Annotated in this window: 18 protein-coding genes; 6 read left to right on the top strand and 12 right to left on the bottom strand. The window is 43.9% G+C overall.

All coding sequences use genetic code 11. The features are described 5' to 3' along the window. Positions 1 to 135: 135 nt before the first annotated feature. From proB to mcrB, 7 genes are all read right to left on the bottom strand, one after another. On the bottom strand, positions 136 to 1,278 hold the full coding sequence (proB, locus tag A9957_RS05640; protein ID WP_292343478.1) for a glutamate 5-kinase: 1,143 nt from the start codon (positions 1,276 to 1,278) through the stop codon (positions 136 to 138). A gap of 23 nt (positions 1,279 to 1,301) precedes the next feature. Continuing rightward, the gene (locus tag A9957_RS05635; protein ID WP_292343476.1) at positions 1,302 to 2,645 is read right to left on the bottom strand and encodes a glutamate-5-semialdehyde dehydrogenase; all 1,344 of its coding nucleotides are present in this window, start codon (positions 2,643 to 2,645) and stop codon (positions 1,302 to 1,304) included. 136 nt (positions 2,646 to 2,781) lie between these two features. Next, positions 2,782 to 4,503, bottom strand: a complete 1,722-nt coding sequence (gene mcrA, locus A9957_RS05630; RefSeq protein WP_292343474.1) for a coenzyme-B sulfoethylthiotransferase subunit alpha — start codon at positions 4,501 to 4,503, stop codon at positions 2,782 to 2,784. A gap of 5 nt (positions 4,504 to 4,508) precedes the next feature. Next, a complete protein-coding gene (gene mcrG / locus A9957_RS05625) occupies positions 4,509 to 5,264 on the bottom strand; it encodes a coenzyme-B sulfoethylthiotransferase subunit gamma (RefSeq protein ID WP_128754439.1) in 756 nt (251 codons plus the stop codon). 4 nt (positions 5,265 to 5,268) lie between these two features. Then, the gene (gene mcrC, locus A9957_RS05620) at positions 5,269 to 5,880 is read right to left on the bottom strand and encodes a methyl-coenzyme M reductase I operon protein C (protein WP_096712282.1); all 612 of its coding nucleotides are present in this window, start codon (positions 5,878 to 5,880) and stop codon (positions 5,269 to 5,271) included. 5 nt (positions 5,881 to 5,885) lie between these two features. Then, positions 5,886 to 6,380, bottom strand: a complete 495-nt coding sequence (gene mcrD / locus A9957_RS05615; RefSeq protein WP_096712230.1) for a methyl-coenzyme M reductase operon protein D — start codon at positions 6,378 to 6,380, stop codon at positions 5,886 to 5,888. Positions 6,381 to 6,409: 29 nt separating this feature from the next. Further along, a complete protein-coding gene (gene mcrB, locus A9957_RS05610) occupies positions 6,410 to 7,714 on the bottom strand; it encodes a coenzyme-B sulfoethylthiotransferase subunit beta (RefSeq protein ID WP_096712231.1) in 1,305 nt (434 codons plus the stop codon). A 289-nt stretch (positions 7,715 to 8,003) separates the two neighbouring features. Here mcrB and mmp10 point away from each other — a divergent pair, with 289 nt between their 5' ends. Then, a complete protein-coding gene (gene mmp10, locus A9957_RS05605; RefSeq protein ID WP_292343472.1) occupies positions 8,004 to 9,236 on the top strand; it encodes a methyl coenzyme M reductase-arginine methyltransferase Mmp10 in 1,233 nt (410 codons plus the stop codon). Here the strand turns inward: mmp10 and A9957_RS05600 are convergent, their stop codons facing one another. Both A9957_RS05600 and A9957_RS05595 read right to left on the bottom strand, forming a co-directional pair. Next, a complete protein-coding gene (locus A9957_RS05600; protein WP_096712233.1) occupies positions 9,237 to 12,644 on the bottom strand; it encodes a DNA polymerase II large subunit in 3,408 nt (1,135 codons plus the stop codon). Between the two features lie 60 nt (positions 12,645 to 12,704). Beyond that, positions 12,705 to 14,126: a 26S protease regulatory subunit gene (locus A9957_RS05595; RefSeq protein ID WP_292343470.1), complete on the bottom strand. Its 1,422-nt coding sequence runs from the start codon at positions 14,124 to 14,126 to the stop codon at positions 12,705 to 12,707. 161 nt (positions 14,127 to 14,287) lie between these two features. Between A9957_RS05595 and A9957_RS05590 the strand changes: the two genes are divergently transcribed. The 5 genes from A9957_RS05590 (at position 14,288) to A9957_RS05570 (ending at position 19,732) form a co-directional block, all read left to right on the top strand. Next, positions 14,288 to 14,746 carry a hypothetical protein gene (locus tag A9957_RS05590; RefSeq protein ID WP_096712235.1) on the top strand — a complete coding sequence of 153 codons (459 nt, stop codon included), beginning with the start codon at positions 14,288 to 14,290 and terminating at the stop codon, positions 14,744 to 14,746. A gap of 181 nt (positions 14,747 to 14,927) precedes the next feature. Continuing rightward, complete coding sequence (oadA, locus tag A9957_RS05585; RefSeq protein ID WP_096712236.1) at positions 14,928 to 16,658, top strand: sodium-extruding oxaloacetate decarboxylase subunit alpha; 1,731 nt, start codon at positions 14,928 to 14,930, stop codon at positions 16,656 to 16,658. Positions 16,659 to 16,676: 18 nt separating this feature from the next. Then, positions 16,677 to 18,173, top strand: a complete 1,497-nt coding sequence (locus A9957_RS05580; protein WP_292343468.1) for an acetyl-CoA carboxylase biotin carboxylase subunit — start codon at positions 16,677 to 16,679, stop codon at positions 18,171 to 18,173. Positions 18,174 to 18,224: 51 nt separating this feature from the next. Then, positions 18,225 to 19,193: a biotin--[acetyl-CoA-carboxylase] ligase gene (locus A9957_RS05575; RefSeq protein ID WP_105460648.1), complete on the top strand. Its 969-nt coding sequence runs from the start codon at positions 18,225 to 18,227 to the stop codon at positions 19,191 to 19,193. 77 nt (positions 19,194 to 19,270) lie between these two features. Beyond that, positions 19,271 to 19,732: an S-layer protein domain-containing protein gene (locus tag A9957_RS05570; RefSeq protein ID WP_164909041.1), complete on the top strand. Its 462-nt coding sequence runs from the start codon at positions 19,271 to 19,273 to the stop codon at positions 19,730 to 19,732. A gap of 2 nt (positions 19,733 to 19,734) precedes the next feature. Here A9957_RS05570 and A9957_RS05565 read toward each other — a convergent pair whose 3' ends face one another. Genes A9957_RS05565 through A9957_RS05555 form a run of 3 tightly spaced genes read right to left on the bottom strand, consistent with a single transcriptional unit; the run spans position 19,735 to position 21,604 of the window. After that, positions 19,735 to 20,652, bottom strand: coding sequence for a coiled-coil protein (locus tag A9957_RS05565; protein ID WP_105460646.1), 918 nt, complete (start codon positions 20,650 to 20,652; stop codon positions 19,735 to 19,737). Next, a complete protein-coding gene (locus tag A9957_RS05560) occupies positions 20,649 to 21,293 on the bottom strand; it encodes a hypothetical protein (protein ID WP_096712241.1) in 645 nt (214 codons plus the stop codon). The genes A9957_RS05565 and A9957_RS05560 overlap by 4 nt, the downstream gene beginning before the upstream one ends. 20 nt (positions 21,294 to 21,313) lie before the next feature. Next, positions 21,314 to 21,604 carry a DUF424 domain-containing protein gene (locus A9957_RS05555; RefSeq protein WP_072359460.1) on the bottom strand — a complete coding sequence of 97 codons (291 nt, stop codon included), beginning with the start codon at positions 21,602 to 21,604 and terminating at the stop codon, positions 21,314 to 21,316. Between the last annotated feature and the right edge of the window lie 2 nt (positions 21,605 to 21,606).

Below are 21,606 nucleotides of genomic sequence, written 5' to 3'. Positions count from 1 at the left end.
TTTTTGCTTGTTGTTAATTACTCCTTACTCGCCTTTAGCGAGCAAATCGCTGAAACCTTTGATGGATGCAAGAGGTCTTTGTAAATCCCTTGCTTATATTGGTGAGGATGCTATTAACACGCTATATATTAATACTTATATATTAAATCCTTCTTTAAAAAGCCCTATGTTATCTTTGTTTAAAACATTGTCATAATTTTTGTATCCCAGGATATCTGCTATCATATTGGTATGTTTCCCCTTTATTTTCTGCAATTCATCTGAGGTGTAATCCGTAATTCCTTTCCCGAATACCTGCCCGTTGCACTCGAGTTTTACTATATCTCCGCGATCAAAATCACCCTTTAAACCAATTACACCCGAAGGCAGGAGACTCATGCGGTTTCTTACCGCATCTCTGGCTCCTTCATCTACCACGATTGTGCCTGAGGAATGAGCAAGTAAAATCCATCGAATGCGGTTCTTATGGACTTCTCCTTCAGCTAAAAACAGGGTGCCGATTTCTTCACCCTCCATTATTTTGAGGATTGCATTTTGGATAGAGCTGTTTGCAATTACCATATGGCAGCCTGCCATATTGCATATTTTGGCAGCATCTATCTTTGTCCTCATGCCACCGGTCCCTTTTGTACTTGAAGGGCTCCCTCCATAACTTTCTATAGTTGGTGTAATCTCAGACACAGTTTTCAGTAATACAGCATCCTTGTGCCTTTTAGGATTTTTATCATATAAACCATCAATATCCGATAGGAGTATCAGCAGATCGGCTTCCATTTTGCTGGCAACCATTGCCGAAAGCCTGTCATTATCTCCAAGGGTAGCTTCTATCTCGTGCACGCAGGTACTGTCATTCTCATTGATAACCGGGATTACCCCATATTCCAGTAATGTGGATATACTGTTTCTAAGGTTGAGATAGGTTAACCTGCTGGTAAAGGAGTCATAGGTCAAAAGAATCTGAGCAACATTGAGATCGTAAGTACTAAAAGCCTCCATCCATTTTTGCATCAAAATATTTTGACCAACAGCTGCTGCTGCCTGTCGGACCGGAATTTCCCGTGGCTTACAGCCAAGTTGCATCAGGTCAATCCCCACTCCTATGGAGCCAGAGCTGACAAGAATGACTTCTTTTCCCAGACTGTGGAGGTATGCAATCTGTGAGGCTACATGTTTCATGAATTCTTCATTCAATCCTCCACAATCATTACTTATTGAAGTTGTTCCTATTTTGATAACAACTTTTTTTGCGTTGTCAAGGATGACTTTTCTCTTGCTCAAAATCACAATCCCCGGATGTTATTTCAAATGATGTCGCTTATCTGTTTATCCAGTTTCCTGTGGGTAAATTGTTTTGCATTATCTCCTGCATAATCGGATACCCTGTCACCGTTACCCAGAAGAATATACTTGTATATCAAAAGACCTTCCATTCCTACAGGTCCACGTGCATGTATTTTATTTGTGCTGATGCCAACCTCTGCCCCTTTACCATACCTGAAACCATCGGCAAATCTTGTAGAGGCATTTACCATGACGCTTGAGGAATCCACAAGATCGGCAAATGTGCGGCGCTTGTCCTTGTTCTTGGTGACAATGCAATCCGTATGATGGGAACCGTACCTGTTAATATGATCAATTGCTTCACCTATTGAATCAACCGTTTTCACAGACAGTATCAAATCATTATATTCAGTGCTCCAATCTTCATCGGATGCTTTTTTTACATCTTTGATGCCTGCATCTTCTGCAATAGTGTATGCTTTCTCATCCAGGCGGATCTCTACACCTGCTTTAACGAATTTTTCGATCATTCCGGGCAGGAACTTGCCTGTGATATCACTGTTTACAAGCAGTGTTTCCATTGCGTTGCACACTGCCGGATACTGTACTTTTGAATCATAGCAGACATCAATCGCTTTTTCCATATCTGCTTCATTGTCTACATAGACATGGCATATTCCGTCTGCATGACCCAGTACGGGTATCCTGGTGTTATCCTGTATGAACTTCACAAAAGCGTTCGACCCACGGGGTATAAGCAGGTCTATATAGGAATCAAGTGCCAGGATGTCCATTACCTCTTCCCGGGTTTCCATCAGTTGGAAGGCTGTTGCAGGAATATCCCCGGTTTCTTCCAGGGCATTTTTAAGTATGTTGAAAATAGTACGGTTTGAATTTAAGGCCTCACTTCCCCCCTTAAAGATCGTTGCATTACCGCTTTTCAGGCAGAGGGACATGATCTGCGGAACAACATCAGGACGTGACTCGAAAATAACCCCTATAAGGCCTATCGGGCAACTTACCTGATACAATTCCAGTCCATCGTCAAGCTCTAAGCAGCTGAGAGTTTTGCCTGTCGGGTCTTCAAGTTCCATGACATCTTTTATACCTGCGATCATTCCATCGATCTTGCTATCATTTACTTTTAGCCTGTCCACAAGAGCCTGTGAGATTTCCCCTTGATCTTTTAACTGCTCAGCGGCTTCGAGGTCTTTGCGGTTTGCCTCTTGTATTGAGTTCCTATTTTGATCAAGGGCCTCTGCCATTGCTTCAAGCCCTTTATTTTTAAGGAGTGTATTTATGCTGGCAAGTTTGATGGAGGCATCTTTTGCTGGTATGACTTTTTTCTCTGTATTATCGGTCATGGGAACACCTGACTATATGGTTGTAACTATGGCAAAAGCAAATAGGATCATCATATAAAAAAAGCTTTGAGCTATTTAATTGGGGGGGTTATAAAATAGTAGGTGAAGTAGGCAGGGCGCCTACTTCATATTGTGCTTATTTGGCCGGGATGATGAGGGATCTCTCACCAGAAGGCTCAAACTCACGAAGCGCACCGCGTCCGAACTCCTTCCTTGGCTGGGAGAAGTCGAATGGGAGCATTTCGTCGGCGAAACAGACCTTGATCAGTGGGTTGAGTGCATATGCATCTCCACGACCGGCGTGTGCTGCGGCTGCGATTGCAGCGTAGCCACCCTGGTGACCAACGTTCATTGCGTAGTTCGGGTAGTTTGGACCACGGAGTTCGTGGGGCAGACCTTCGTCGGACTGGTAGGAGAATGTGTTGGTTGCACCACACTGGTCCTGCAGGTCATATCCGAAGAATCCGAGACGTCCGTGACCTTCCTTTATAAGGTACATACAGAGATACCATGCGGAGAGACCGGCGTTTGCGTTACCGGTTGCAAGGGATCCTGCACTACCGGCGGCTGCGGACAGGACGGTTGCTCTCTGGGATCCACCAAAGTGGTCTTCAAGTGCAACAGGGTATTTCTCGTAGTTCTCGAGACCGTAGAGTGTGGACTCTGTTGCGATATCCTTTATAACATCCATGCTTGGGGCGACCTTGTTGTCGATACCCTTGTCGGCTGCACCGTCATACTTGTCGTTGATGTATTCAACGTCATAGTACAGGTTGTCATCCAGAATGTTGTTGGTGTATGCAGCAGTGGAGTACTGGGTAAAACCGACACCACCGGACATGTAGGATCCGAGCCAGATCTGATCGTAGAGCATACATCCTGCACCGACTACCTCAAGGGTTACGTTTGCAGGGTCATCCGGGTTTACACGGCTGGTCTGGATGATGTCTGAAAGGTTACCAAAAGTGACACCACCAGGTTCGTTTGGTGCACGTGCACGTCTTGCTGGGAGCATGTCACCCATGTTAACAACACCTGCGTGCTTTGCTGCATAGGAAAGGTCTGCCACAGCTGCTTCACCGGCACACATTCCGTATGCTGCAATGTAAGACATACCGATCTGCATTGCAGTCCATCTTGTGGTTTGACCTCCGTCTGTTGTTCTGGATACGATGGTTGGGATGTGGGCTGCCTGCCAGGTAGTCTTGCCGATAGAGGATTTGAGCTGTTCTGCCTGTTCTGCTGGGAACTGTTTGTCAATATCGATGAGGAACTGGTCATCAATTTCGTCTGCAAGTTCATCGTCACCTGTGAATATTTTCACGTAACAGTCATCAACGAGTGCGGGGTGAGTCTCTACCATGTGTTCCTGAACAACTGCACCGCCAGGGAGTGCGTGGTTGAGCACTTCGAGGTAGTGGTTGATTGTTTCAGGGGTTACCTCGATACTCAGTCTTTTCTCGAGGGTTTCGTGGGCCATATCCATACCGACAATACAGGTTCTGCGTATGTCGTCCCACATCTGCTGCATTGCAGCATTGTTGACATAGTGAAGGTCATCATTTTCGACCATCATGTCATCATTACCGGAGATGAAGGATGGTGTAAGAGCTCTCTGACCGAGGGGTATACCACCGCAGTGCATCATGGGGTTGTAGCCTGCAAGACCCCTCTTTTCTGCAATCTCCTTACCTACTTTCTTCATTTCCAGTTTCCTGGGGTTCTGGTCGACACCGAGGCGGTAATATGGAATTCTCATATCCGTAATGTCGCCGCCGCCCATCTTGTTGGTGCCGTGCTCCTTTGTGAATTTATTTTCTAAATCTTTCTGGAACATTCTTTTTCTGTCGTCTGCCATTTTACTCACTCCTGTACAGCTGGCTTGTATCCATACATGGTTCTCTGTTCAAAGACCCTGTGTACCCATTCGAGGACTTCCTTGTCCTCCCTGTATGGGACGTTATCTACACGGTAGATTGTGGTCCTTTTTGCAGCTTCTTCGTCGGACATTGGTTTTCCGAGATCGACCTTCTTGTCTATTGGTCTTCCTACCAGGTCCTTCTGGACGATGATGGTTCCGTTTTCCAGACGTACTCTTTCGAGCATGTCAAACATTACACCATCTTCCTGAAGGCGGAGGGAGTGACCGTGTACACTGGCACCACGAAGGCATGCAAGTGCAGGGCAGGTCATTTCGGTTTCAAGCTGGAATTTTGCAAGTTCTTCCATGTCCCTCTCACGGGCTTCTACGACCTGACGGCCGGAAAGTGTACCCGGGTCTACGCCTCTGAAGTTAATTGCAGCGTTGTAGGACCTGAAGTATGGGGTGGAAGGTGCATTGTACATTGAATCTACAAACTGTACGTATCTGATCCTGTCACCTGCTTTTGCACCATTTGTAGGTTCTACCATTTCGCGGATGGAACATTCTGGTTCGCCCATTTCCGCCAGTGGTGGGTGGGTGCTTGGGTAATCTGTACCGGGAACACGGTGTCCGAGAATAATGGTTAAGTCATCATCAGAGATTTCCCTGAGTTTTTCGACTTTACCGGACATGTGTTTCCTTCTATTTTCCGCAACACTTGTTGCTCCGGGATAAAACTGTGCTTCATATGCCATATGATTACACTCCTTTGTTATCAATTGATTTCATTGTGGATTTCACTGCTTTGACGAGTTCGTTTAACTTGTCTCTTGGACAAGTTTCTCCTCGCGTCACTCCAGTCACAATCTCCATCACTTTTCCCTTTGTCTGGATGTTTTTATCTTGAGGTTTTACCAATCTAGTATGGATACCGGCCTTTGCAAAATCTTCAAAGTCCACGATTGTCTGACAGACAACCACTGCCGGCACTTCTGCATAGACCAATATTTCCCTTACTTTCCTGACAACGTGATCACGAATGTTTCCTGTATGAATGACTGCCATCTTGTGCCTGTTTATCTGTTTGATCTCCTCCGGGTTGATACCGAAGGAACCAGATTTCATCTGTTTATCGGGTTCTCCTGATCCCGAATTGAGCACAAGCACACTTACCTGTATATCTTCTTTGCGCATTCCGTAAGTCAGTTCACAAACAGGCTTGGTGATATGGCGTCTTCCGGGACTCATAGCAACTGCGACTACGTCGGTTCTGCCGGCTTCGGAGAGTGTGCCTCTCTGGGCAAGTCCGCCTCCTTTGCCAAGGCCCATTCCGTGTCTGCAATCTACAACCTGAGTTTCCCGGTCAAACATCTGAATCATTCCTTTTCATTTGTTCTCAGGAAGTTCACCTGTGATTCGACCTTGCTTTTCGGGTCATAAAGACCGTATAAGGCAGGATCGGCTTTAGGGCCTCTTTTTGCATAATCTGAAACTGTTTGCCTTGTCTGGATGAAACGCCCTTCCCGAATGTCAAAACCGCAGGGAAGTGTGTCTTCACAAATCACATTTATTTCTTCCATGACTTCCTTTTCGGCAAGTTCCAGTGTAATTCTCCCTACAAGTATTTCCAGGCCCATTTCGGTCTCACCAAAATGTACATTTGTCCTTAATGGATGATGTACGGGTGTTCCGACAGCAGGTCCGAATGGTACTTTTGTAGGTAGGCGCGGCCCCTGTATGAATGCCCTTAGTATACCTTCCAGACTGCAAATTTTATTGAGCAGCCTCTCTACGGTATCGGGTTTAATCATACGCTTTGGGAATATCTCGATCTGTATGGGTTTTTTTGTGTCTGAAGCAGAAGTTTCCATTATTGGTACCTTCAATCTTTTTGACTCGTTTAGAGTGATTCAGCGACTGCTTTTATTGGTTCTCTGAATTCTTTGATTGAACCAAATACGTCACCGATGAGGCCGGATGTCTTCTCTATGGAGAACATCTGGGTACCTGCATCAAGGGATACACCAGCGGATACACATGGAATTGCGAATCCTCTTGAGTGTCTGGTTACAATGTGGTTACCATTGAATACACCGGGACCACCGCCGCCATAGATAGAGTGGCTGAAGAAAGAGAATCCGACAGCAGTACCCTGTGCCCTACCCATATCACAGCCAGGCAGGCCAGTTTCTTTCTCGATGATATCGTTGTAATACAGAATTGTGGATGATACATTCTGGGCAGCCCTGCCTGCACCACAGTTTACCATTGTAGCGGCAAGCTGGCCGGCTGCAGCGTATGCATTCCACATGGATACATCGTTTGCCTTGTAGAAGTTGTAACCTGAAGGAGCAGTGTTGTCGACTTCGATTACATTGTCCTCAATTGCTCTTTCAACAACAGACTGTACTACGGTACCGACGGTTCCGTCTTTGCCATTGTCTTTTACAAGATCATATACTACGTTGTTGGCGTTAAGGCCCTGGCATGCAAATCCCAGAAGTTGATGTCTCTCGAACTCTCCGACTGCATTACCCATTTCGAACATACCTGCCTGTTCAAAGATGGAAGACAGTGCGGCTGCATTCATTGCTTTTTTCTCTGTAATTGCAGCAATGTGGTTGGTCATGATGTTCCTCAGGGAGTATCCCAGACCTTCGTTCTTCTGTGGGATGTTCAGGATTGAAGCGATGTTTCCACCGGCCATATCCATTGTCTGTGGGTAGTTGCCCCAAACGGCTCCTTTGACCACAGGTGCGTTGAACATGTCAATGTTGAACATGTCAACAATGGTCTGGACGGTTGCTGCTGCACTTACGGTAAGTGCGGAAGAGTAATCAGCACCGGCGGTGAGCCTTGCGGTTGGAAGCTGAACAAGAAGATGCTTGCCGCCACCGAGAGTCTCGATGTTTGTGTCGTCGTCACCGTCTATCTGTACAAGTTCCTTTACGGAATCTGCAATTGCGCCAGCATTTTCGACAATATCGAGTTCCATTTCACGTCCCGGCATGTGGCGAGCCTTTCCGCCCATCTTACCGGTTGCGAGAGATTTTTGAATACCTCCCAGGTTGACTGCTACAGTCCTCTTTGTGTCTCCGATGATACGCTGAATTGCTGCGTTCCTTGTAGGAGCGAGCTCTTCAATTGCAACGCCGCTTTCTAAGAGTTTTCCTCTGTCGTCGTAGATGTCTATTTTGTCAGACACGTATTTTCCTCCTTTAAGTTTTTTAATGGAAAGAAAATCCCCATTTGGAAAGCAACCACGCTTGAGCGAGGATATGCTCTAAGCACTTTCGGGTTGAGAATGCCTTCCAGTCGGTTTTCTTCAATTTATTCATGTCAGCAATGGAGTTTTTGCCTTTAAAACTTTTGCATTCGTTTTTTGGCTAGACAGAATACACAATAATTATTCATGATATATATTCAATTGGGTTTGAGTATTTACTTAATTAACCACAAAGATTTAGTAATATCTTTTTCTACCACTTGGTCACATGGAGATAGTTGCTGATATCGGAGGCAGTCCGGGAACTGATTGCCGCGGGTTTTGCTCATATTGTTACTTTAAGAAGGTACAGGAAGTACCACCTTTTGGTTGCAAGCACTGTTTTCCTTTTGCAAAGGGATGTGATTACTGTACACGTAGTATAAGGGAATCCTATCCCGGCTTTAAACCTCTGCAGATTGTAATGAGGGATGTATCCCAGAATTTACGTTTTTCATCTTCTGAACCGGATAAATTTACCATCAGTGGGGGTGGGGATATCAGCTGCTACCCCGCGCTCAAGGAACTTGTCAGTTCACTTTCTCGTTTTGGAAAGCCCATTCATCTGGGATACACAAGCGGAAAAGGCTTTGATGATCCCGATGACGCTTCCTTTTACATTGAAAACAGTGTCAGTGAGGTTTCTTTTACGGTTTTTGCCACCGACCCTCAACTCAGGGCCAAGTACATGAATGACCCTGAGCCAGAAGTTTCAATTGAAATTCTTCGCCGCTTCTGTGGAGAATGTGATGTATATGCCGCTATCGTCCTGATTCCCGGTGTAAATGATGGTAATATCCTGGAAGAAACCCTTTCAGATCTTCAGGAAATGGGTGCAAGGGGAGCAATACTGATGCGTTTTGCCAACAGTTGTGAAGAAGGTTTGATTCTGCGCAATTCCCCTGTCCTGGAGGGCATCACTACACATTCAATAGAGGAATTTGAGACGATAGTAAGAAATGCGGCAGACAAATTTGATCTGCGTATCACCGGTACACCTCTTGAAGATCCTCTTATTGGCTGTCCTTTTGCTATAAGAATGGACAAAGCAGCACTGTCCAAACTCCCGGAAGTTACAAAGACCGCGACTATTGTTACCAGTAAAGCTGCCCAGCCGAGATTACAGGAAGTTTTCGAGGCTCTGAATGCACCTGTCAATGTTGTGGCAACAGGCAAAGATATTGGATGCCTTATCACAATTGAGGATTTCCAGGCACTTGACCTGTCGCAGATAAAAGAAACTGTAATGATTCCAGGGCGCACGCTTGCTCATGATCCTGAGATAAAATCGATCCTTTCAAATGACGGTGTGGAGAGATTTATCAGACGAGGTCCGGACCAGCTCACCTATGACGGCGAAATGTCCATTGGTCTGGATAGGGAAGAAGTTCTTTCTTTTGAAATCGAGAATCTCACCGAGCTTATCCAGCACATAAACGTAGTTGGACTTCCTGTGCAATAATTACATATAATCAGCAAGTCCCATCTGTTTTGATTTATCGTTCTTAAACAAAGATTCGATATCGTATCCGATAAGTTCGATGCGCTGCTGAGTATAACTTGAAACATTATACTTTTTTGCAACCTTCAGTGACACTTCAAGATATTTCTTGACCGCTCCTTCATGAACAGTCAGTATGACTCTCCCGCCACAATGCGGGCATGTACCAGTAAGCGGTGCCCTTCGGAATTTTCCGCCACATTTGACACACCGCATCCCCTGCCTGGAAAATGCCCTGAGGTTGCCAAAAAGATCGGGGAGGAAGTGCGATACAAGAACCCTTTCAGCCACATCTGCCACATCAACTGCACGTATTTTTTCTGCCAGGGATAGTTGGGCATCCATTTTTTCCACCATCGAACCCAGCGTCTTGTATGCACTTTTGACCGGCCCTGCGGCAATATCCGAAGTATCGTGTGTAAACATGAATCCGTCAAACTGTGCCGGGGTTCCTAACCTGCTGCTGACCAGGTCCATGGTTTCTTCCAGTTCCTTGGGATTTGTATAATTCAAGGTAGTCTCATAAAATTCCAGGGGATAAGAGGAACAAACATCAATATTGTGTGCTTCCTTATCGACTTCACTGGGATCTATCCTGGTTGTAAGCACAAGGGGGGCATCCATCTTTCCTCCTCTTTTATCAGGCAGGTATTCATGTGAAAAGTTAATCAGGCCGTCCATAAGCAACATCACACAATCCTCATCACCATCGCAATTACGCCGTTTTGCTGCATGGAAGAAAGGATGTGCATATCCTACAGATGATTTTGTGAATCCTACCAATCTGCCCAGGACTCCAGCGGATGTGTGTGGAGCCAAACCGATTAGCATCACCCCTATAATGTCCTCTATAGTTTCTGCTTTGTAATAGGGTTCAAGTCCGTAATACTTCACCAGCAGGTCATCAATGTATTTTGTAGTTTGAAGTATGTACTCTGCCGCACCCCGGGACACTACCAAATCCTGTACTTTAAGGGTTACAACCTGGTCGTCTCTTTCCAGTTTATTGCCGTGAATATCTGTTTCATATCCCATTTCAAGAAGTTTTTCAGCTGTGGTTCCCAGTTCATCGGCCCGGATATGTGTCAGGGGAAGGTCGGACATGTCGTATCTGACAGTTCCGTCCTTGAATGTGAAAAGGTCATGTTTTGCCCGAAGGATTCCTTTTTCAAGAGGCTCAGGGGTCATGTGCTTTGACATCATCCTTTTTACCCCTTTGAAGGATTCCAGTTTATTTCGTTCTCCTAGCCTCTCAAATGCCCTATCGTATACCGTTTTGAAATTTATGTTGTGTGCGGTTACACAGGATGTGGCGGCCTTACATTTTGGACAGATGTCCTTATTGACAGCCCTGCCACAACGGGGGCAGAAAAGTTTTGGGATTGTATGGGTGCCACACTCACATCTGAATTCATGGGTTTCCATTCCACAGGATGGACAAATACGGTTTCCTATCTCTATTTTTATTTCGCCCACTTTGCTGTTGTTGTTGGCTTTATAGGATGCGGCACTTGAGAGCATGCGGGTGTTTCCACCGCTTTCCCCTATCGGAAACAATACATGCGGGGCAGGGGACATCTTACGCCGATTAGCTTTTTCGGGTCTTCCCATCCTTGCCCCAATGCGCATTGGTGCTTTCTCTCTGACAGTCCACCCTGAGAGTCTAATAACACATCCAAGGATATCTTCACAAGGCAATTCTTCCCACTGTTTTTTCAGATCCTCTCCAAGTCCGAGACAATTTATAAAAGGCAAAGGATTGTCGATTGCAATTTTGCTATCATAAATCCGGTGTAATACGAGAAGTTTTTCCAGGATCGTTTTTATTCCCTGCTCCTTTGCTTTTCCTTCAGGTAGTAACAGTCGATTTCCCTGGTCTTCTTTTATGCCATTTTTAGCAATGAAGTCCGCAAGTTTTACAAATTCCTCTCTTTCAATGTCATGCCAGGTATAGGTATAATCCGGATGTAGGGGAAGATTGTAATTATTGCAAATATCCATTACTTCATGCTGGTTTGGATTTTCAGGAGCAATCCGGCCAGTTTTTTTTAAGTATTCCTGTGCCCACCATTCCACACAGTAAGATGCAGGTATTAGTGGATGATTATTTTCCAGGAAATCCCCGTAATTGATAAGTATTTCACCAATGTCTATGATGGTTTCCACCTGTGAATGTAACTCGATTGCAGTTTTTTCATCATCTATCCGAAGCACATCTCCGTTGTAGAGACGCACGGTCGGCCCTTCGATGGAATCCACAGGTGCCATTCCGGCAGCTTTTCCGGGTCTTTCTATTTTCAGCTGGGTACCGGCAACAATGAAATTATCCATTATGACCATGCCTGCGGGATTTATGCCGGATGCCGCAAATGATGTGTTGCGTGACCTGCCATAGCGCAACCTGAATCCACCAGGCCTGGATGGGTGGGAAAATACAGGTCTGCCTGCAATGAGGTCCCGCATATATTTATCCTTGGGCTTGACCTTGGTTTTCTCATCTTTATCTTCCTCATCTGAACTCCCTCCGGAAATGAACGTATCCAGCCATTCCCATCCGTCTATTTTGAGTTTGTTCACATGTTTTTGTACTTTTGGAGCTTTTAGGGCCAACCCCTCGGCAAGTACGAGTGCCATCCCACCGCGAACCCTGTTCGTTTCGATCCTGTCAAGGTTTCTGTAACCTTCAACTTCTTCCTGTTCAGTGGGCTCTCCATCTATGCAAATCGGACAATTATCAACGATAAGACGTATCTCATCTTCCGAGGGCATGTACTGGAGGGTGGCAATTTGTCTGTATAGCAATATTTCTTCGACATATCTCTCCACTTCCTCCTTGCGTGGCTTGTACCTGTCAACACCGATTCCTCTTCTTACATAATCTCCCACAAGTACAGAAAGGGCCTGTGCCGTACCACCGGCACTGCGTATAGGTCCTGCGTAGTATATCTTGATGTATTCTGTACCATCATCATTTTTGCCCAGGTCGACCCTGTCGATCCCCTCAATTGGTGCGGCAACTACGCCTTCGGTAAGCATTGCAATCGCCACTCGGATGGCGCTCTCTATTGCCTCACGTTTTGTATCAAAATTTCCCACATTGCCGGCAGCGATATCTTTTCCAAGTGCCAGGGCTGCTTCTTCCCGTGAAAGATCGGTTTCCAGTTCCCGGATACGCCCGGCTACACCTTCAACCCCTATGAGATTTTCTACCCGGTCTGCAAGATCTTTTGCCAGGGGGATTTCTGTTTCGGGTTTTGGATCCTTTCCCTGTGAACGTGCCCTGTTTGCTATTTCAATTTCATTGTGCAGCACTCCTTCCATCAGGTCGAAGTATTTCTGCATGGTTTCGCTTACTACAATGTCTCCCATTATGATCTGCCTTTCACAATCAATATGTGGTATAGTAAAAAAAGTCTGCCATAGGAAAATTCAGGCATACATACCTGCCGCCTCAGGGGACATGACAAGTGTATTGATCTCTTTTTTGTATTTTTCAATGCTTTTGAGGACATCATCGGTGGTCAGGGTTTCGGTTTCTATATTTATTAAGTCCGAGCGGGTTATGACATCAGGCATCTGTTTGCGCAATTTGACGATTTTGTTAAACACGCAGGCATTTACTATCCCTTTAACGTCAGCACCGGTTAGTCCTTTGCTGGCCTTTGCCAGCTTCTCATAATCCATTCCTTCCTCCAGGTTGCGTCCACTTAGGTGTATATGATAGATATCCTGTAGGGCCTTTTCATCAGGGAGGGGCACCTCCATTTTCAAATCAAATCTTCCTGGGCGCAGGAATGCCGGATCGATATGGTTGGGACGGTTTGTAGCACCCATTATGATCACTCCCTTTGTACTTTCGATCCCATCCATTTCCTGCAAAAGAAGGGATACTATCCTTACTGTAACCTCATGTGAAGTGTCTCTCTGGGGCATTAATGCATCAATTTCATCAATAAAAATTACCGAAGGGCTGCTAGATTTTGCTTTTTCGAAAAGGGTATTCAAGTTTTTCTCTGATTCTCCGTACCATTTGGAAAGTATGTCTGAACCATTTATGGAATAGAAGTTTGCATCGAGTTCTTTTGCAGCAGCCTTTGAGAGCATGGTCTTCCCGGTGCCAGGCGGGCCATATAACAGAATCCCACGAGGTAGTTCTGCCCTGTAAACCTCATATATTTTAGGAAAACGTATTCCCAGGTCGATTAGCATTAGTTGCTCTTTTGCTTCCTTGCATCCCCCTACATCTTCAAAATCTATATCCAAAAATTCGCGAGGTATGACTTCGAATTTCCCTTCTTCTCCTGTTTTTTCTCCTTCCTTTTCTTCAAACGAATGGGGTTTATATTCAGGTTCTCTTTGAGGCATTGGCACAAGGGATAGATCACTTTCTCCCTCGCCGGCTTCATATCCACAGTTTACAAGTGTCTCGAGTATTTTCAGGAATACGGGAATGTTTTCTTTTAATTCGGCAGGGTCAAGAATTGAGGTTGAGGATATTTTGAATGTCTTTTTGGTATAACTGAGTATGTAGAGATTTTTGTTTTCCTTGCTGAATATGCGTAAACTTTTTTTTGTGCCTTCGATTGAGTATTTAGCTACTGGAAGTTCTCTTTTTAATAATTCGATGGTTTTTTCAGCACTTGCTTGCTCCCCGAGCACAACTCTTCCGTATATATCATAAAGTTCATCGTTGAAAGAATTTGGAGACACAAGGACAGCTGAAATTTCATAAATCTCATCCCTTGTATGCAGGGGAGAAAGTAATGAAACAACACTTTCTTCGTTGATTGAGAAAAATAGGTTATTATAATCCTTCATGTTCAGGACATCACTGTTTATCTTAAAAGGCATATTTCAAAGTTTGATTTCCGTATTTTAAAAAGGTTGCGCCATTTAGATGGTGGTTTTTCTGATGGTGTTTTATGAATTGAGAGGCCTTTTCCTCATTTAGCAGTAAATATAACTAATATTAAACTCAAATTTATATTGATGTTTATTGAGAGGTGACTACTATGAAGAAATTTATAACTATTCTAATGGCCCTATTTATCTTTTCCATGTCTGCAGGTGCCACGATTGTTGATGACATGAAAAGTGAGGTGGATGAATACAATGCCAATTCGGATAACGTCCCCTCTTCCCTGAAAGACATGCTGGGGAATGAGCGTATTCATGTCATAGTAGATATGAACAATGGTTCCATCCTGAATCTCAAAGTAGTAACAAGCGATGCCAGTATAGTTGAGTTTGGGGAACTGGAAGATGGTGAAGAATTTGGACCGACTCTTATTGTTAACACTAATGAAAACACTGCAAGGTCTATAATGGATTCTCCTTCCCCTGCACAGTTTTTTCTGGATGCTTATGACAGAGGGGATATTGAGATAACTTCTCCAAGCTTTACAAAAAATGTATCTCTTTCAGTGGGCAAATTTGTGTTGAAGGTGTCCCAGTGGCTGGGATTCTACTGATATAATTCCCTGTCTATATTTCTTTTTTATTTTTACTGTCTGGCTTTTCCACCAGAAACTACATAAAAGTTCATGCATAATTAGTTACAATTCTACTTATTGCATGTATGCTATTACTGGCATATTTTTGACCCGTATGGCCAATCAGACTTATCAATAAGAGGACATGAAGAGGTATTCTATGAAAGTTAAAATAACGGAAACAATTCTGAGGGATGCGCACCAGTCGCTTCTTGCGACAAGGATGCGCACGAGGAGTATGTTGCCTATTATTGAAGAACTGGATGAAATTGGATATTATTCTCTCGAGATGTGGGGAGGAGCAACTTTTGATTCCTGCATCAGGTACCTCAATGAAGACCCCTGGGAAAGGCTGCGTGAACTTAAAAACCATATGAATAACACATATGCCCAGATGCTTCTGAGAGGACAGAATCTTGTCGGATACAGGCATTATTCCGATGATGTGGTTGAAAAGTTCGTGACCAAGGCCTATGAAAACGGAATTGATATCTTCCGTATATTCGATGCTGTTAATGATATACGTAACATGGAAAAGTCAATTACCGTTGCAAAAGGACTGGGAGCCCACGTACAGGGTACTATCAGTTACACCACAAGCCCGGTTCACACCGTTGAAAAGTATGTGGATTTTGCTAATGAGCTGGCTGCTATGGATTGTGATTCGATTTGTATCAAAGATATGGCAGGCCTTTTGACACCGCATGAAGCCAAAGAACTGGTTAGTTCTCTAAAAAAGGAAGTTGGACTGCCTGTAGATCTGCACTGCCACTGTACATCAGGCATGGCTCCTATGACTTACATGGCGGCATGTGATGCAGGTGTAGATATACTGGATACTGCCCTGTCTCCCTTTGCCTGGGGTACTTCCCAGCCTCCCACAGAATCCGTGGTGGCTGCACTGCAAGGAACACCTTATGATACAGGTCTGGATCTTGGACAACTTGCCGGAGTAAGCCGTTATTTCAAGGATATCAAGTCCAAATACAGCGGGGAAATCAATCCAATATCCGAGCAGATTGATACCAATGTACTATTGTATCAGATTCCGGGAGGTATGCTTTCCAACCTTGTATCCCAGTTGAAGGAGCAGAACGCTCTTGACAGGTATGATGATGTACTGGAAGAGATGCCCAAAGTCAGGGCTGAACTTGGATATCCACCTCTTGTAACACCTACAAGTCAGATCGTGGGATCACAGGCTGTCCTTAACGTTCTCATGGGGGAGCGGTACAAAGTTATTCCCAAGGAAGTCAAGGATTACGTGCGAGGTCTCTATGGCCGTTCACCATCACCTATCAGTGATGATATCATTGCAATGATAATTGGTGAAGAAGATCCAATCGATGTAAGGCCGGCCGACCTGCTTGAACCTGAATACGATAAAAGGAAAAAAGAAGCCGAAGAAATGGGTCTTGTCAAAAAGGAAGAAGACATATTGACATATATCCTGTATCCTTCCATCGCTCCGAAATTCCTGCGTGGTGAGTCCAGAGAAGAAAAACTTGCACCTGCCAAACAAACTGCATCACCACCCCTGTCTCAGGTTTCCATACCTACCAGATTCAAGGTGGAAGTGGATAATGAAGTATTTGAGGTACAGGTAGAACCAATAGATGGTAGTGTTGTTGCAGTCGAGGAAAGCAGCCCAAAGACTCCTTCTGCTTCAGCATCTTCTGCTGGTGCTGTAACCTGTCATATGCAGGGTATGGTACTCTCAGTTGACGTCAACGTTGGAGATAATGTTGAAGAGGGAGAGAAAATTGGTGTCATTGAAGCAATGAAAATGGAAAATGCCATCAATTCACCGCATGGTGGTGTGGTGAAGGAAATCCTTGTTGCTGAAGGTGATTCCGTGGCAACAGATGATGTGATTATGATCATTGAGTGATTTAGCCGGAGGTATTCGATGTTTAAGAAAATACTGATTGCAAACCGAGGTGAGATCGCGATCAGGGTAATGAGGGCCTGCAAGGAACTTGATGTGTCCACGGTTGCGGTGTATTCCGAAGCCGATAGCAATGCCCTTTTTACCAAATATGCGGACGAGGCGTACTGCATAGGTCCACCCCCTTCTTCCAGGAGTTATCTGAATATAGATGCAATTATCGATGTGGCCAAAAAAGCAGGGGCAGAAGCAATTCATCCGGGGTATGGTTTCCTTTCGGAGAATTCGAAATTTGCCAGTGCCTGTGAAGAAGCAGGCATCAGGTTTATCGGTCCATCGAGTGAAGTTATAGAAAAGATGGGTAGTAAGATCACTGCCCGTTCGGCAATGATCGAGGCCGGTGTACCGGTGGTTCCCGGTGATGGAAGAGCTGTTGAGGATGATGCCACGGCAATTGAAATAGGTGAATCCATCGGATACCCTTTGATGGTGAAAGCTTCGGCCGGTGGTGGTGGTATAGGCATGAAAGTTGTTTATACTCCAGAAGAGCTGACCCGGGCACTTTCATCCATACGTAATGTTGCAGCTTCTACATTTGGTGATTCAACCGTCTTCATTGAAAAATATCTTGAAGAACCACGCCACATAGAGATACAAATATTGGCTGATTCTCATGGCAATTGTCTATATCTCGGTGACCGTGAATGTTCCATTCAGAGGAGACACCAGAAACTGATTGAAGAGGCTCCTTCTCCTATAATGACGCCTGAACTTCGCAAGGATATGGGTGAGGCTGCTGTAAAAGCTGCCAAAACAATAGGATATGTAAATGCCGGTACTGTTGAATTCCTGTATTCTAAGGGTGATTATTATTTCCTTGAAGTAAACACAAGGTTGCAGGTAGAACATGGAGTTACGGAGCTTGTTACAGGCATCGATATAGTAAAGCAGCAGTTGCGTGTTGCCTGTGATGAAAAATTACCCTTTACCCAGGATGATATTGAGATCCGGGGTTCGGCTATTGAATGTCGTATCAATGCCGAAGATCCGTTGAATGATTTCGCCCCTTCACCCGGTAAAATACGCAGGTATCGTTCGGCAGGTGGCCCGGGAGTTAGGGTGGACAGTGGTGTCCATATGGGTTATGTTATTCCTCCCTTTTATGATTCAATGATCTCCAAACTCTGTGTATGGGGAACTGATCGTGAGGAAGCCATTGCACGTATGAAAAGAGCCCTCTATGAATATGTGGTTGTAGGTGTCCAAACCAACATTCCTTTCCACAGAACGGTTTTGTCCATTGATGCATTCGTAGAAGGGGATCTAACAACACACTTTATTGATGACCACAATGTGCTTTCAGCTTTAGAGAAGATTGCAGTATCTGATAATCAAAGATGTGCAACCCTTTCTTCTGCTCTTGAGGATCGCAACAAGAAGATTGCTGCGATCAGCACTGCAGTTGGTTCGTACATTAATGCTGCAAAAAGGCATGATATGAAAGGCTCAGATGAGTGATGACAGATAACTTTTTTTATCTGTCATTCTTTCTTTATTACGGGGAGTTTTGTGGAGAATAAAAAGATTGAATTGATACGTCTTCTTTCTCAGACCGAGAGCAAGCCTATTTCCGGGGAACAGATTGGCAGAAAACTGGAAATTTCCAGGACAATGGTCTGGAAATACATTCAGTCGCTTCAAAGCCAGGGGTATTCAATCATCTCATCGCCTGGTAAAGGCTATATTTTAAACTCGGTTCCTGATTCTCTTTTGCCAGAACTTGTGCAAGCAGGTCTTGAAACAGATATTTTAGGTAAGGACATCCAGCATTTTATGGAACTTGAGTCCACCAACGATTATGCAAAGACAATTGCAGGAGATGCAAAAGAAGGTACCGTTGTAGTTGCAGAAGTCCAGAAAAAAGGACGTGGGAGAAGAGGGTTTGATTGGGTATCTCCTCAAGGGGGGATATGGATGTCTATAGTTCTTAAGCCATCGATAGCTCCTGCGGATGCTTCAAGATTGACTCTTGTGGGTGGGCTTGCTGTGATTGATTCCCTGAAAGCAATCGGTCTTAACCCGTCTCTGAAATGGCCAAACGATGTGCTTGTCAACGGCAAAAAGATTTGTGGAATACTTACAGAAATGGAAGCTGAAATAGATCGGGTTGAATATATTGTCCTGGGTCTGGGAATTAATTTAAACTTTAATACCGATATGTTGCCGAAGGAAATCCGGGATGGTTCCACAACCATAAGTGATGAGCTTGGTACCTATGTGGGTAGGCTTGAATTTGTCCACTCTTTACTTTATAATCTGGAACAGTATTATATCCATTTCAAGACACAACCCTTTGAGGAATTAATGGAAAGATGGATAGATTCTTCGGATACTATTGGTAGAAACGTACGTATTGTCACTCCTTCTAAAATGATGAAGGGCAGAGCAATTGGGATAACCCCCTCCGGAGGTTTGCTTTTGCAGAAAAATGATGGTTCAACCGAAGAAATTATGTCTGGCCGCTGCATCTACATCTGACGGGGATTGTGATGAAGGACATTCCGTATTTTAAAATTTTTTATTTTTTTATACTATGTAGTATTCTTTTATGTGGTGTGGTAACTGCCGGGGATTCGGAAGTAATTCTCAATGGGACTTCCGTGTATGTCAAAGCTGGAGAGAGTTTCGATTTTGAGCAGGATTATTCTCTGCATGTCAAGTATGTCAATCCCGAAAGTGAAAGGGTATGGGTGTCCCTTTCATTGAATGATGAAAGTGTAGCGGATTCCATTCTGGGTAGGGATGAGGTATTTATCTACTCCAGTAATTCATCAACGGTATTCAATATTACAATGGATAGGATATATTATGGTTCCAGTGGTGAGCTGGTAACTTTTGAACCGGTTTATCAATATGTAGATCACAGATATCCTTATAATCCGGATGATGAAAAGATGCAGAATAAGGTGCCAAATACATCTGAAAATGAATCTAAAAAGCAGGGAGTGCCTTTTTTAAACCCGACACTCCTGATTCTGTTTGCACTTCTGTTACCCTATGTTTATGAACACAGGTAATTTTAGAGTTTGATATCTCCTTTATCCATAAGGACTCTCAGTTCTTCAAGACTGAGTTTGCCGGTCTTTTCAAACTTTTCTTTTGCGGCAACGTGCTGATCACTCTTTTTTTGTTCGTCCTTATGAGTCTGTATATCGTTCAATTTATCAAGATAGATGCTCAGTTCATCCCTCAAATTAGATATTTTTGTTTTGAGAGGATCTATCTTTTCACGGGTAGGAGCAATTACCTGGTAGGTTTCTTTAATCTGTGAATGGAATTTATCCGCTTCTTTTCGAATTTCATCGACCTGGTTATATAGCTCTATCATATTCAAATGATGTTGCTGGGATTTTTCTGCAAGTTGCTTTATTTCCTTTGAAACATTTCTTTCCTCGTCACCAATGTCTCTGGTATTTTCATAAATATTGATGACCTGCCTGTGGAAATGATTGGCAGCTTTTGCTGCTTCAAGACGCTTTTCCAGTTCGTTGAGTTTTTCAAAAAGATTTTGCTCGTGCTTCAGGGGGATGTCAGCGTTGAGAAATTTATCAAGGTCTTCTGCATAGGCTTTAGAAAGGGTTTCCAAACTCCCTTTTGATTGTTCATTATATTGATCACGCTTTTTCTTGAGACTATTTATGTCTTTTACGACCTTGTTTCTTTCACCAGCAACTTCATTCCTTCTGGATTTCAAATCAGCTATCTTCTTGTTGATATCATCACGTTGCGTTTTTTCTTCCCGTGCCTCTTTTGCAAGTTCCCTGACCTTTGCATTGAGCTCATTCCTTTTCTCTTTGAGTTCATCAATATTAGTTTTATGAAGTTTGAGCTCTTCGAAAACCCCTTTTAAGCTCTTTTCATGCTGGGATATCTCTTTCCTGTAATTATTTACAGTATCTTTAAGTTCGCGTTCTGTCATTGAAGATACATCTTTCATGCAACATTCCCCGCAATCACTTCTTTTTGGTTTTTCCAGTACTCAAGTGCTTCTTTATGGCTTTTGATCCTTCTTTCCAGCCAGTTATACCTGGGTTTTTTTTCACCAAGTTCTTTATGAATCTGATCCAGGTTTTCTTCTTTTTCCATAGATTTTATCAGGGATGATATTTCGGAGGAAGCTTTTGAAGCTTCTTGTATGCGGGCTCTTATCTGGCTGGTGTATTCGCGTGTATTCTCGTTTTCAAGTTCAGCTATTTTTCCCAGAACATCCTGAATCGTTTTTTCTTCATTTTCCAGCTGCCTTGTCCTTTTCAACTCCTCTATATCGTCATTTGTGGAGTGCATAATTCGATTATCAAGTTCTTCGGGATAGGCTGTGAACATTTCTCCCAGCAGATTATTCGCCTGGTGATACAATTGCTGCTTTTTTTCCTTGAGTACTTCTAAGCGGTTTTTCTCTTCTTCTCTTTTCTTTTTAGAGTTGCTTATTGTATCCTCGAGTTTTTTAACTTCATACTCAAGTTTACTGTATTCCGCATTGTACTCATTCAGAAACTTCTGGTGTTTTTCAATCACACCTTTCACCAATCCTTCTTTGCCGGGGAAGGGTGAATTTTCTTCAACTGCACTCTCATTCATCTTAAAAACCTTTCGTAGTCTTATATCCTGTATAGTTGCGCATGTGGCACGCCATTAATAGTAATTATTGATTCGGGATTGATCATCCCGCATTCCAGGGCACATTCAATTGTTTTCTTGCCAAACAGATTCGCACTGGTTGCCCTTCCAAGAGCAGATTGCACCTGTTTTTCAGATACTATGTCCCCTTTATAGAAACTTTCCGTTATTTCGACAACAACATTCCCATGTTCCAATTTCTGCCCTATTAACTCCTGGTCACAAGCAGCAACAATCAGTCTGTCTCCGGCTCGGTGTTCTTTGAGGTACATAT

The sequence above is a fragment of the Methanohalophilus sp. DAL1 genome (assembly GCF_001683555.1).
GTDB classification, from domain to species: Archaea; Halobacteriota; Methanosarcinia; order Methanosarcinales; family Methanosarcinaceae; genus Methanohalophilus; species Methanohalophilus euhalobius.
This window is presented reverse-complemented; position numbering and strand designations above follow the sequence as displayed.

Bases quoted from the DNA above. Each gene is read 5' to 3' on its own strand.
- A9957_RS05635 (WP_292343476.1), bottom strand. From the start codon at position 2,645: ATGACCGATAATACAGAGAAAAAAGTCATACCAGCAAAAGATGCCTCC.
- mcrA (WP_292343474.1), bottom strand. From the start codon at position 4,503: ATGGCAGACGACAGAAAAAGAATGTTCCAGAAAGATTTAGAAAATAAA.
- mcrG (WP_128754439.1), bottom strand. From the start codon at position 5,264: ATGGCATATGAAGCACAGTTTTATCCCGGAGCAACAAGTGTTGCGGAA.
- mcrC (WP_096712282.1), bottom strand. From the start codon at position 5,880: ATGTTTGACCGGGAAACTCAGGTTGTAGATTGCAGACACGGAATGGGC.
- mcrD (WP_096712230.1), bottom strand. From the start codon at position 6,380: ATGGAAACTTCTGCTTCAGACACAAAAAAACCCATACAGATCGAGATA.
- mmp10 (WP_292343472.1), top strand. From the start codon at position 8,004: ATGGAGATAGTTGCTGATATCGGAGGCAGTCCGGGAACTGATTGCCGC.
- A9957_RS05600 (WP_096712233.1), bottom strand. From the start codon at position 12,644: ATGGGAGACATTGTAGTAAGCGAAACCATGCAGAAATACTTCGACCTG.
- A9957_RS05595 (WP_292343470.1), bottom strand. From the start codon at position 14,126: ATGCCTTTTAAGATAAACAGTGATGTCCTGAACATGAAGGATTATAAT.
- A9957_RS05590 (WP_096712235.1), top strand. From the start codon at position 14,288: ATGAAGAAATTTATAACTATTCTAATGGCCCTATTTATCTTTTCCATG.
- oadA (WP_096712236.1), top strand. From the start codon at position 14,928: ATGAAAGTTAAAATAACGGAAACAATTCTGAGGGATGCGCACCAGTCG.
- A9957_RS05580 (WP_292343468.1), top strand. From the start codon at position 16,677: ATGTTTAAGAAAATACTGATTGCAAACCGAGGTGAGATCGCGATCAGG.
- A9957_RS05565 (WP_105460646.1), bottom strand. From the start codon at position 20,652: ATGAAAGATGTATCTTCAATGACAGAACGCGAACTTAAAGATACTGTA.
- A9957_RS05560 (WP_096712241.1), bottom strand. From the start codon at position 21,293: ATGAATGAGAGTGCAGTTGAAGAAAATTCACCCTTCCCCGGCAAAGAA.
- A9957_RS05555 (WP_072359460.1), bottom strand. From the start codon at position 21,604: ATGTACCTCAAAGAACACCGAGCCGGAGACAGACTGATTGTTGCTGCT.